This is a genomic window from Actinoplanes sp. KI2, assembly GCF_025630775.1.
Lineage (GTDB): Bacteria > Actinomycetota > Actinomycetes > Mycobacteriales > Micromonosporaceae > Actinoplanes.
On record NZ_JAOSZE010000015.1, the window covers coordinates 174090 to 186322 of the forward strand.

The window sequence follows — 12233 nt, forward strand, 5'->3', positions numbered from 1 at the left end:
GAGCCCGGCAAGCTTATGCCCAGTGAGAGGACGTGGCGGCCGAACCTCCGGAGGCGGAAATGGAGTGCGCGGCAAACGGCAGAACGGTTGGATCACCGGAGTGAGCCGACTGTATCCGGAGAACGAACCGTTCGCGCACGGCAGGCTCGACGTCGGAGACGGCCACCTAGTCTATTGGGAGAGCTGCGGCAATCCGCTCGGCAAGCCCGCCCTGGTGCTGCACGGTGGGCCCGGCTCGGGAGCCGGCGCCTACTGGCGGCGGTTCTTCGACCCGGCGGTATACCGGGTGGTCCTGTTCGACCAGCGCGGCTGCGGACGCAGCACACCTGACGCGGGCAACGTGCGTACTGACCTGTCGACCAACACCACCCCGCATCTGCTGGCCGACATCGAAAAGCTGCGGACGCACCTGAAGATCGACCGATGGTTGCTGCTGGGCGGGTCGTGGGGCAGCGCGCTCGGCCTCGGCTACGCCGAACGGCACCCCGACCGGGTCACCGAGATGGTGCTGTTCAGCGTCGTTACGAGTACTGCTGCCGAGCATCGGTGGCTCACCCGCGACCTCGGACGGATTTTCCCCGAGCAGTGGCAGCGGTTCCGCGACGCGGTGCCAGTGGCCGAACGCGACGGCAACTTGCCCGCCGCGTACGCCCGGCTGCTTGCCGATCCCGAGCCGGCCGTGCGGGATCGGGCCGCGCGGGCCTGGTGCGCCTGGGAGAACGCGCTGGTCTCCAATCTGCCCGGCAGCCGGCCCGATCCGCGGTACGAGAACCCGATGTTCCGGATGACCTTCACCCGCCTCGTCACCCACTATTGGGCGCATGACGGCTGGTTCGCCGACGGTGAGCTGATGGCGGGTGCACACCGACTTGTCGGCATTCCCGGTGTGCTCGTCCACGGCCGGCTCGACCTCGGCAGCCCCGTCGATATCCCCTGGCGACTGTCCAAGGTTTGGCCCGACACGAGATTGGAACTGATCGACGACGCCGGCCACGGCACCGGCCGAGGCGTCGGCGACGTAGTCATCGACGCCTTGGACCACTTTGGAGCACGCTGGCGCGAGTAGCCAACTATCTCTCCGGGTTGACCCGGCACGTGCACGCTGCCCTCACACGGCGCTCCGGGGGGCGGCGTCCGACGCGGTATCGGCGGACGCTACATCGAGTAGCCGCGCCGCCTGGCTGAGCTTGCGCCGCACTCTATCCGCCATGACCAGGAACGCGATCAAGCAAGGTCGGTGGTGGGAGGCTAGGAGCCGCGCGATGATACGACGCTCACGGCAGGCGGTGGGTGTCGAACAACGATTGTTATGACGCGAATCCCCCTGATGGGTTGTCATCGAGATGGCTTTCAGCCGGCCCCGACCGGCCAACGAGCGGTCGAGAGCAAGTTGGTAGATCTCGGGCCATCGCGCGGCCAGCCGCCGGTAGACCGTGACGGCTTCCTCGATCGCGGCCAGGCCCCCTCCCGCCGGCCCAGCTCACCCAACCGGACCGAGAGGGTGTTCAACGCCTTGGCCAGGTCGGGCAGGAACGCGTCCGGACGCGCCGAGCGGTTCAGAAGTCCTGGCAGGGCTTGCCGTTGACGGCGAATACCGACGGCGCCGCCGCGCTGGTCCGGTACGAGCCGAACAGGCCGACGGTGGCGGCCCTCCCCGGGGCCACGCTGCGGTTCCAGTCCGGCGGCCCTAGCGCCACGTCGGCGCCGGACTGCCGGAATGCCCCGTTCCAGCTGGTGGCGATCTGCTGGTCACCGCCGAAATGGAAGGTGGCGGTCCAGTCGGTCAACGTACTCGTCCCCCGATTGGTCACGGTCACCTCGGCGACGAAGCCGTCCGCCCAGGTCGACAACGGGTGGTAAGTGATCGCGCACGTCGGCGGGGGCGGTGAACTGGCCGGCTCCGAACTCGGCGGACCGGGCGACGACGAGCCGGACGGCCGGACCAACAACGAGGCGGAGGCGAGCGACACGTTGCCGGCCGCGTCAGTGGCCCGGACGAAGAACTCGTCATGCGGCTCGCCGTTCGGTCCGGTCCGGCCGAGCGACACAGTGAACGTCGTGAGCTGCGTAGGAGCGATTATTCGCGATGCGCTGTCGTCGTAGGCCGAATAGATGATGTAGCCGGTGACGCCCACGTCGTCGGTCGAAGGGGACCAGGACAGCCGGACCGCGCCGGTTTCCGGGTACTCGGCCACCTTCAGATCTTTCGGCGAGGTCGGCGGTGTCTGATCGGGTGCGGTGTCGGACGCCGGTGTGACGACGTTGACCTGCTCCGACATCGGCGACCGGAGACCGGCCACGTCGACCGCGGCGATCAGCACCCGGTACTGCGTTCTGGGGGTGACGTTGCTGGTCAGGGTGGTCGACGTGACATTGCCGGACGACTTGAAGTAGTAGTTGTCGCTGAACGACTGCAAGTAATAAAGGTCGTAGTGGTCGATCGCCCCGCTCGACGCGGTCCAGGTCACGGTGAGCGAGGTGGCGTGGGCCACCACGGCCACATTCCTGGGCGCGGCCGGACCGGGGGACGACGACACGGAGGATGTCGGCGGGAGGGGCACCGTCGGGGACGCTGCCACCGTGGCGGTGGGCGGGGACGTGGGGACGGTCGTGAGGCCCAGCACGAGACCGGGCGGGGCGCTGCCCAGGGCGGCGTGGCCGGAGATGATCCCGACCCCGGTGAGCGACGCCGTGAGGACGATCGCGAGGGCAGTCCTTCGCGGACGGTGCGGCATCGTCCGACCTTGACCGAGCCATCGATGGTCGTCAAGACGCGTTTTGACCGTCGGCGCGGATATCGCCAGGCTGGGCGCGCTCAGCCGACCCGCATCTCCTCGAGGAACGCGACCAGCTCACGCCAGCGGCGCCGGTCGGTAGAGGTTTGGCCGGGCGGCGGGAACGCGTCGCGGCGCTCCGGGCGTACGAGGTGAGCTGCCGGTCGCGGTCGGCGCGGGGCCCCAACTCGTTCTCGAACGCCGGCACGGCATCGTCCGGCACCACGGGGCCTGGGCCTCAACGACATCGCGGAGCCAGCGCAGAGCGGCCGCAATTTCCCAGAGCGGCCTCGTAGAATGATTCTGACGGTCTCGCTCGGCCCACCGAGACGGTGCACCTGGCCCCGCCAGCGTCGTCCCCACAGACGGTGTGACGGTCTCAGCTGGCCCCAACAGGCGCCTCCCCTCGCGACTACTGACCGTTATCGTGACACGCGTAGCCAGCATGCGGATCGCGGCCAAATCCGGGTGTCCAATGATCAACGCGGTCATGCGAGAGTCTGTTGGTGACCTCCCTCGAGCACGGCGATCGACGGTTCCAGACTCTGGCCTACCACGACGCGATACGGCACGACGGTCCAGCACTCGAACTAGCCGAGCTGGTGGACGGTGAAGTGGGCCCGGCGCTTATGACGGTCCTGTTCTTTCCATCCGACGCCAGCAAGGCCGAGGTCGTGCTGACAAACAGCAGTCTGCCGCTGCCAATCATCACAGCGTTTCTAAAGGAAGCCGGCCGCGAGCAGCACCGCCTGAATGAAGCGTCTCCGGAGCGAAAGGCCCAGTCCTAGCCCGAGACGGTGCCCGATCCCGCTTCATCAGCAAGTGGGCTCGCCGACGAAGCGGCTGCGTCGTTGCGTAGCGAACGAATTGCGGCAGAACAATGCGAACAATGACACTGACGACGAGAAGCATCGGTGGGGACGGCGTAACGCTAGGTCGAGAACGAGGCGAACGTCCTTGGGCGAGTAGTCAGTGGGTGCTAACAAGCAGCGAACTGAGATAGAGGGCGCCAACCCCTAAGCCGATGCCGCTGCCGATCAGAGCGGCATTCCGGCCGTTGTGACTGCGGTCGGCCAGAGAGGTCTGAATGAATACGAGGGCGCATAAGCCCACGCCGATCGGAGGGCAGCCGATGAACAGCAAGCAGAGCGGCAGGTACCACCTGATGCCACCGTTCATCGCCCAGCGCGCCATCGCGCCCGGCGGCTTCCTGTGTTCGACTGGCAGCGGCGGGTAGGGCAGCGTTCCGAGGATCGGCGGTGGGTCGGTAGGCTGCTGCCAGGTCTTAAGAGTGTGCGAAGCGGGTTCGCGCTGCGCGATTTCACCGATCGGTTCGACGTCGCGGGATTCCAACGACGACCCCAGCCCGTCCGTATCCCGCGCGGCCCCATCCTGTTCAGTGCGAACCGCCAGGTATCGGCGGACCCCCCGCTCAGTCTCCGCACCCACCGCACCCAGAGCCTCCAGCAACGCCCGCGCCTGAGCCTCATCGGCCGGCAATGCCAGACCCCGCAGCATCTCACCGACCCGACTTGCTGAGGTCAGACCCATCGCCGCGGCCAGGCTACGCAAGCTGGGCAAGCCGTTGGCCCGGTGGACCCGGTCGCAGTAAATCAGCCAGTCACGCCGTACCCCGGATTCCGGCCACGCCTGCCGATTGATCGACTTGCCTCGTCCTGCGCGGCTCGATCCCATCTCGTCCGGCAACCCTTCTGTGATCACAAATCTGGCGGTGTGTGCGGTGACCGTGCGCCTAGTGTGCCCTGTCCCGCTCGTGATCGGTCGCGCCACCCCGCCATTCGTAGCGCTCACCGAATAGCACACGGCAGCGCACAGTCGCATCTCCCGCCGGATCACACGCTGTCAGCACAAACACGGAGCGCCTGCTCTGGACCACCAACCAGCGATGGGACCTGCGCAGATGAATACCCTGATCGGCGTCGCCACGGCCGTAGGTGCACTGGCAAGCCTGGCCACCTCCGCTATCAACCTCGCCGCTGCCGTTCGGCTACGGTCGCAACGAAACAGCAACCGCGAACGGCAGCGTGACTGAGCGCCTCGCCAAATGAGCCGCCGGAGAGGCACCCGTACGGGGCCTGTCCGGCGGAACGAAGGAACGCGCCCACCGCGATGGTTTAACGCGATATCAGACCTTTCCTGTACAAGATATCGCCCTCCAGGATCAGACACCCGCAACGAGCAACGAACACCTTCCTCCGGAGGTCATTCCTCCTGGCTCGCCGATAAGGCATGTAACTTCATGACGGACTTCATCGGCGACGCCCCTAGGAGACCTGAGATGCGTACTACATGCACTATCATTGGCAAAAGGGTGATTTGACCAGAGATATCCCGGCCGCGCCAGCCGTCACGCGACGTAATTGCCACGGTCGTGGAGTCTCTCCGCCGGCGCGAAACCCAACGAGTCGGCGTGAGTCGGCGCCGCATGCCCGTCGCGGTAGCGTGAGGTCCGAGGCTGGCACCTTTGTTGGTGGGAGATCGACAGCGGGCGGTCACTGCTTCTTGATTGTCATGATCCACCAGCGGTGGCCGGGGCCGCAGCGGCGACGCTGTTCGTGGGTCGGATCTCCATAGCGGCGCTGCAGCGGTTGACCATCGGTTAGCGGTTCAGGGCAGGCGTCGGCGTACGGCTGGCAGTGTCACGATCGGGCCCTGAACAGCGTGAATGCGGTTCGGGTTGTGCCACGTCCGGTCCACGGTACTGGTCTGGGGGCGGCCCCCAGACCCCACGGTCCGGTGGTCGCTCCGAGGCGTATCGGTTGTGGCTGTGCGCTGGTCAACTGCCGTGGCGGGGCATGATGGCGAGCGGCGTTGCGCTAGACGACCCGTCGTGAATTTGAGAGCCCCGGCTTGGGCTTGGGATCTATTCGGGTCTCGTGCAGTCTATTCCTGCGCCCATCGGCGCCCTCTCCTACCAACGACTCAAGCCAGGCCGAAGTGGTCGGCATTTCAGCAGAAGGTACGCCCATGCTACGCCGCGCCGCCCTATAGAAGTTCATCCGAACTCGTCGATACTCATGGAAAGTGTCTCGCCACCTCCTGGCATCGACTGGCAACTCGCCACGAGCCATTTGTTGCATCCGCCAAACCTGGCGATTAAGAACGACTCCCGCGTCGATCGTTTGGCTGTCTCCCAGCATGAGAACGCCTTCGAATGCTACGGAACGAGCAGCTTCAGCGTAACTGAGCTCTTCTAGCGCGACGTCTCCAGCCACTGACTTGATCGTTTTTGCGATCCCGGTGCGCGCCAGCAGTTCAGCTACCGCCGTTGAATTGCGTTTGATCGTGGCGACATAACCGATGTATGCATCGAGCCTGCGATCATCCCACCGGACGCCTTGTTGGCGCTGCCACCGGGACCGCTCAATCATGCCAGTGCTCACGAAGGCCATTCCTCCGCCGATGACCACGCCCAACAGCGGAAGGAGTTGCATTGTGACGTTCATGCCGCCCCCTAGTTGAGATGTCATCTGAACGGTAGGTAACCGGGACAACCTGAAGCCGCGTCTGCCGCTGGGGGCACGGTCGTTCGCCTCCAGGTTCTATGAGGCCGGCACCTCATCCTCACCGTCACCCTGACGCCAGCTTGCCAAAGTGCACTGGCAGGGAACGTCAAGGACGATCGTGGACGGTGGGCATGGTGCAACGTTCGACCCCCGGCACTGACCTGAGGGCGACCCAGGGCCCGCGGTCTGCTCGACGACGTTGCGCAACTTGTCCAGGCCCTTGATGCCTGGCGACTTCGGCTTCGGGATGATCGGTTCGCGGCGTGACCACGTCGGCGGCGGCGATCGGCGAGGTGCCACGCTCGGCGGCAAGCCTGGCGGAATTTCTCGCTGCTGTAGCCCTTGTCGGCCAGTATGACCTCGAAGCGGCGCCGGGGTCGGCCCGGCCGGCAATCGGTGGGTAGCCGTCGAGAAGCGCGTTGCCCCGTTGACTCAGCGTCACGGCCACCGTGGCGGCAAATGCTCGGTCAGGCCGACAACAACGCACCTGATCTTGGTGTCACGCCGCTCAGGGTCGCCGGGAGGAGCGATTCCTTTCGGGCGCCTCGGCGGTCTGTATCCCAGAGACGTCGATCCTCGGAAACGGCCAGGATCCGGCCACCCGAAGATCGTCAGAAACGGAGGAAAGATGCCCGCCGTCCCGTCCGACGAGGAGTTCCGGACCTACAACCAGGGTGTCATCAGCGAGTTCCGCGCGAATCACGGCACGGTCAGCCGGCCGCCGTTCCCGATCCTGCTGCTGACCACCACCGGAGCGCGGACAGGACGGCAAACGACCGTGCCACTCGGTTTCGGCATCGACGACAGAGGCCGCGTGTTCGTGGTCGCGTCCAAGGCGGGCGCGCCCAAGCATCCGTCCTGGTTCCACAACCTGCGAGCCAATCCGGCAGTGACGGTCGAGCTCGGCGACGGCTCCTACCGGGCCCGAGCCGTCGTTACGACAGGCGAGGAGCGCGAACGGCTCTACCGCAGGGTCTCCGACGGCACCTCCGCCTACGAGCAGAACACCAACCGGGTGTTTCCGGTCGTCCTCCTTGAGGGCGTGCCCGCCCCTGCCTGACCAGCACGGCCAGCGGTCGCGACGACGCCACCTTGATCCGCGAGCCTGGCGGTCCGCCGTTGAGGCAGCCGACGCCGGGTCACCTGACCGCTCGCACACACCGAGTATTCAGCGAACGAACCGACATAGGGATCCCCGAAACCACGGCAGAGCGGTTCGCATGGTGCAACGTTCGGTCCACCCTTTAGCTGGCCTGCGCGGGAGTGGAGGTCAGTTGAGGCATTGCGCGAACCACGCCCTCGCTGGGCCGAGCGAGTGGTGTGCTTCCTGCAATCGAGCTGGTGGCGTCACGCGGTTATCTCCTGCCGCGGATCGAGGAGCGAGATGCCGGTGTCGATGAAGTCGTTGGTGTTGCGGGTGGCGAGGGTCGCGGCCTGGGATCGGCAGATCGCGGCGATCTGGCCGACGAGCGCGGCGGAGCGGTTCGCATGACGCACGCGCTCACCGAAGAGGCTCGAGATGCCGCACTCCTGGGCGGTCGACAACGTGTCTCTTGACTAGTAGTCGTGCCGTACGGGAAGCTGTCCTTCGCGCCGATGGCAGGCGTGGAAGGAGCAATCATGACCGACAGCGCACCGTCCGATCCTGCGTCTACGCGGCCGGTGCCGGCGCGCGACTTCGACGGCTTGTACAAGGCATTGCTGGAGGCCCACCCCCGCGACGCGCTGCACCTGTTGTGCGGCGCACGACTTGACGGGCGGGCGGTGGTCCTCGATGGGCCGACCGAGCAGCCGCGGCAACGTAGCCGCCAGCGCGACAAGGTGTTCCTGGTCCGGCGTGACGACGGGATGCCCGCCGACATTTACCATGTCGAGGTCCAGGTTCAGCGCACCGAGGACTTCCAGGAGCGGATGGTGGCCTACTGGGCGGCCCTGGCGCTCAAGTACCGCCGCGCGGAGCACCGCATCCACCAGGTTGTGCTCTGGCCACTGGGTGGGGGATACCCGGGCCGTTTCACCCGCGACCGGGCCCGGCTCGACTACCGGTCGGTCAACGTACCCGACGACCTGGACCCCGGGATGCTCCTGGCCAGCCCGTTGGCGCCGCTCGCGTTGTGGTCCCAGAAACCGCCACCCGATCTCGCGGAACGGGTCGCCGATCGGATCGCCGCAACCAGTGCACTCGAGGAACAGCTGGTCCAGATCGAGCTGGGTATGCTCGTGGGAGGTTCGCTGGCGGCCCAGGTTCTCGACGCATTGCGAAGGAGAGGCATGACCGACGTTCTCAGGCAGACGGAGACGGGCCGCGAAATCGCCCGCGAAAACCGAGAGCAAGGCCTGGAGCAGGGTCGCGTCGACGGAATGCGGGCGCTCCTACGGGCGAGATATGGCGACCTGACCGACTTGGACGACCTCGCCCGGCGACTGGCCGGTCGCGACCACGACGGAAACATCGCACGCATCGTCGCCGGCGCGACCTTGACGGAGCTGCGTTCCTGAGCCGTGCCTCGCCCTAGCGCGCCAGCCAGATCGAGACTCCCGGACCCACTCTGCGGTGGGCGCGCCGGGCGGCCAGGTCACAAGCCGTCCGGGCCACGCCCGAACCGGTCAGGTGGCATGGAAACGGATCACCGGAGACAAGGCAGCGGTATGCATGCGGCAACGTCCGGCCCACGGTACTTGCCCGGGGGCGATCACGCTTAGAAACCTTGTCCGTTGCGTGGCGGCGGTCGTAGGCCTTCAGAATCTGGCCGGGCTCCGACCCCGATAGGGACGCCACCATAGACCTGCCCACAGGGACAGGAAGCCATGGATGGCCCCGGGCCATGACGGTGGGAGTGACCTCCCGGCGGCCGGGCGTTCCGGCCCCGGCCGGCTTCAGGCGGCGACCCGCTCGCGGTGTGGGGCGGCCACGTCGACCGTTGCGGCGAGCAGGGCGCAGACGACGAAGCCGATCGTCACCCAGAGGGAGTCGCGGAAGGCCAGGTCCCAGCTTCCGTGGTGGTAGGCGAGCCGGTTGAAGAACATCGAGCCGACGGCCGCGATCCCGACCGCCGTGCCGATTCGCTGGCCGGTCTGCAGCACCGCGCCCGCGCTGCCGGCTCGGCGTACCGGAACCTCGGCGAGGGTGAGTGTCTGGTTCGGTGCGATCACGAAACCGCTGCCTACGCCGGCGACCAGGAACGGCAGCGCGGTGGCCCACCCGGCCCCGTGCCCGGGCACGAAATGCAACGCCAGCACGACCGCCGCCAGCCCGCCGATGACCAGGATCAGGCCGGTCACCACCAGCGGGCGCCCGTACCGGTTGACCAAGCGGCCGCCGATCGCCGAGCCGGCCGCGGAGCCGAGCGCGAACGGCGTGATCGCCAGGCCCGCCGCCAGCGCCGAGTAGTGCAGCCCGCTCTGCAGCAGCAGCGTGTACGTGAAGAAGATCGAGGTGAACCCGCCGAAGTAGAGCATGCCGACCAGCGCGCCCAACCCGTACGACCGGACCCGGAACAGCGACAGGTCGACCAGCGCCGTCCGCCGCCGGCCGTAATAGCGCTCCCAGCCGACGAAAACCGCCAGCACCACCGCCCCGGCCACCGCGAGCAGCCACTTCGCCGAGCCGTGCCACTCGCGCTCCTGAACCAGCGGCAGAAGCAGCAGCACCACGCCCAAACCGAGCAGCAGCACGCCGACCGGGTCGAGGCTTTCCTGCTGCCGCTGCTCGCGGGGGCGCTTGGGGATCCACCGGAAGCCGAGCACGATCGCGGCGATGCCGATCGGCACGTTGATGTAGAAGATCCAGCGCCAGCCCTCGGCCGCGCCGAAGACCTGGATCAGCAGGCCGCCGAGCAGCGGGCCGATCGCCGTAGAGATGCCGATCGTGGCGCCCAGCAGGCCGAACGGGCGGCCCCGCTCGGCCGGTGCGAACAACTGCTGGACCAGGCCGGAGACCTGCGGGTTGACCACACCGGCCGCGGCGCCCTGGACGAGCCGGGCGACGACCAGCCACAGCGCGCCGGTGGCCAGGCCGGCGGCGGCACTGGCCAGCGTGAAGATCGCCAGGCCGGCGATGAAGACATCGCGCCGGCCGCGGGCGTCGCCGAACCGGCCGGCGGGGACCAGCAGCAGGCCGAAGGTCAGCGCGTAGCCGGACAGCACCCATTGCAGCTCGCCCGAGCTCAGGTTCAGGTCGTTGCGGATCGAGGGGAGCGCGACGTTCACGATGCTGACGTCGAGCAGCGTCATGAAGGCCGCGACCAGGGCCACGGTCATCGCATGCCAGCGATTCACCACGGCAGGGCAGTTCCCTCCGCCCCGGCGGCCAAAACTACGCCTGGTCGGCTACCACGCGGTCGCGGCCGGCTCGCTTCGCAGCGTACAGATTGCGGTCGGCCTGCGACAGCAGCGCGGAGACCGTCGCCCGCCCGTCCGGCGCGGTGGTCACGCCGATGCTGGAGGTCACCGGGAGCGCCCCGGTCACCGGCTGCCAGCCGTGCGTGCGGATCCGCAGCCGGAGCAGCTCGCAGCGGCGGGTGGCCTCGACGGCGTCGATCCCCGGGAAGATCAGCAGGAACTCCTCGCCACCCATCCGGGCCGCGATGATCGGACCGGACGCGGCCTCCTGCAGGAGCGCGCCGACGTGCTGCAGCACCGTGTCGCCGGTGGCGTGCGACAGCGTGTCGTTGATCCGCTTGAAGTGGTCGAGGTCGGCGATCGCCACCGAGATCGGGGTCCGGGTGGCGGTCGCCTCGCCGATCAGGGCGGGCAGCCGCTCGTTGACGTACCGGCGGTTGTACAGGCCGGTCAGCGCGTCCCGGTGGGCCATCTCGCGGAAGTGCTCGCTGGCCCGGCGGGCCTCGTTCGCCTCGAAGACCGCCTGCATGGCGCGGGCCCGGGACTCCCGCTGCGCCGAGTGCAGCGCCGACGAGGCGGTGTGGAAGAGCAGATGTTCCTCGTACGCCGCCCGGAAGTCACCGGTGGCGGCGTGCAGCGCGGCCTGCTCCTGCCGGACGCGGGCGCGCAGCCCGGCCAGCCCGTTGGCCTCGCACTCGCAGATCGCCCGGTCCAGCGCGACCTGCGCGTCCGCGTACCGGCCGGCCAGCCGGCGCGCCTCGGCGAGGGTGAGCAGGCACTCGGCGGCCGCGTCGGCCTCGTTGGCCACGACCCGGCCGTCGAGGACCCCGGCCAGCGCGGTCTCGACCGCGTCGTACCGCCCGCTCATCATGTCCACCCGGGCCACGGTGTCCAGCAGGTTCGCGGCAAACCGGCAGCCGGTGGCCGCCATGATGGCCCGCATCCGGTCGGTGAGCGCGCGGGCGGCGGACTCGTCGCCGACCTCGTACGCGGAGTAGGCCATGTTGTTGAGGATGAGCAGTATGAAGTCCTGGTCGTCGAGCTCCTCGGCGATCTTCAGCGCCTCGCGGTAGCGGCGGTCGCCGTCGGCCGGGGAGCCGGAGTCGTCCAGGCCCACGGCCAGCGTCATCAGGTGCCGGGCGCGGATCTTCGGGGGTACGTCGTCGGTCAGGTGGGCGACGGACTGCACCGCATGGGTGAGCGCGTCGGAGACGTCGCCGACCAACCGGTAGAAGATCGACAGCTGGCGGTGCGCACGAGCCAGCACGTACGGGCTGTCGTGCTGCTCGGCCCAGTCGCGCACCTGGTGCGCCAGCCGGCCGCCCTCGCCGACCCGGCCCTCGCGCATCTGCACGTCGGCGAGCAGCAGGTGGGTGCGTTGCACCGCCTCCTCGTCGCCGGCTTCGCGCGCGATCTGCTGCGCCTCCAGCGCCGGGGCGCGTACGGTGCGAAAGGCCTCCACCCCGCGGCTCTCCAGCTCGAGCAGGGTAGCCGCGAGCGGGGTGTCGTCCGCCAGCGCGTGGTCGCGCTCCGCAGCCTTCGTCGTCACTCGTGCCTGCTTCCTGCCAGGGGGCTCTGACGAAACAAGTTT

10 protein-coding genes are annotated in these 12233 nt (G+C 68.0%); 4 read left to right on the plus strand and 6 right to left on the minus strand.

Features of this window, described 5'->3' with window-relative positions; translation table 11 throughout:
• The first annotated feature begins 100 nt into the window (after positions 1-100).
• Positions 101-1066 carry a prolyl aminopeptidase gene (gene pip, locus ODJ79_RS17895; protein WP_263024613.1) on the plus strand — a complete coding sequence of 322 codons (966 nt, stop codon included), beginning with the start codon at positions 101-103 and terminating at the stop codon, positions 1064-1066.
• A 490-nt stretch (positions 1067-1556) separates the two neighbouring features.
• Here pip and ODJ79_RS17900 read toward each other — a convergent pair whose 3' ends face one another.
• Positions 1557-2735, minus strand: coding sequence for a cellulose binding domain-containing protein (locus tag ODJ79_RS17900; protein ID WP_263024614.1), 1179 nt, complete (start codon positions 2733-2735; stop codon positions 1557-1559).
• A gap of 545 nt (positions 2736-3280) precedes the next feature.
• On the opposite strand from ODJ79_RS17900, the gene ODJ79_RS17905 reads away from it, so the two are divergent.
• Positions 3281-3562: a hypothetical protein gene (locus ODJ79_RS17905; protein ID WP_263024615.1), complete on the plus strand. Its 282-nt coding sequence runs from the start codon at positions 3281-3283 to the stop codon at positions 3560-3562.
• A gap of 181 nt (positions 3563-3743) precedes the next feature.
• Here the strand turns inward: ODJ79_RS17905 and ODJ79_RS17910 are convergent, their stop codons facing one another.
• Complete coding sequence (locus tag ODJ79_RS17910; protein ID WP_263024616.1) at positions 3744-4496, minus strand: hypothetical protein; 753 nt, start codon at positions 4494-4496, stop codon at positions 3744-3746.
• A 1115-nt stretch (positions 4497-5611) separates the two neighbouring features.
• Positions 5612-6241, minus strand: coding sequence for a hypothetical protein (locus tag ODJ79_RS17915; RefSeq protein WP_263024617.1), 630 nt, complete (start codon positions 6239-6241; stop codon positions 5612-5614).
• Between the two features lie 688 nt (positions 6242-6929).
• On the opposite strand from ODJ79_RS17915, the gene ODJ79_RS17920 reads away from it, so the two are divergent.
• The gene (locus tag ODJ79_RS17920) at positions 6930-7361 is read left to right on the plus strand and encodes a nitroreductase family deazaflavin-dependent oxidoreductase (RefSeq protein WP_263024618.1); all 432 of its coding nucleotides are present in this window, start codon (positions 6930-6932) and stop codon (positions 7359-7361) included.
• 287 nt (positions 7362-7648) lie between these two features.
• Here ODJ79_RS17920 and ODJ79_RS17925 read toward each other — a convergent pair whose 3' ends face one another.
• Positions 7649-7846, minus strand: a complete 198-nt coding sequence (locus ODJ79_RS17925) for a hypothetical protein (protein ID WP_263024619.1) — start codon at positions 7844-7846, stop codon at positions 7649-7651.
• Positions 7847-7921: 75 nt separating this feature from the next.
• Here ODJ79_RS17925 and ODJ79_RS17930 point away from each other — a divergent pair, with 75 nt between their 5' ends.
• Entirely contained in the window at positions 7922-8800 is an 879-nt protein-coding gene (locus ODJ79_RS17930; RefSeq protein ID WP_263024620.1) for a hypothetical protein, read from the plus strand.
• Positions 8801-9178: 378 nt separating this feature from the next.
• On the opposite strand, the gene ODJ79_RS17935 is transcribed toward ODJ79_RS17930, so the two are convergent.
• Together ODJ79_RS17935 and ODJ79_RS17940 are read right to left on the minus strand one after the other, a co-directional pair.
• On the minus strand, positions 9179-10561 hold the full coding sequence (locus tag ODJ79_RS17935; RefSeq protein WP_263024637.1) for an MFS transporter: 1383 nt from the start codon (positions 10559-10561) through the stop codon (positions 9179-9181).
• 55 nt (positions 10562-10616) lie between these two features.
• A complete protein-coding gene (locus ODJ79_RS17940; protein WP_263024621.1) occupies positions 10617-12191 on the minus strand; it encodes a diguanylate cyclase in 1575 nt (524 codons plus the stop codon).
• Between the last annotated feature and the right edge of the window lie 42 nt (positions 12192-12233).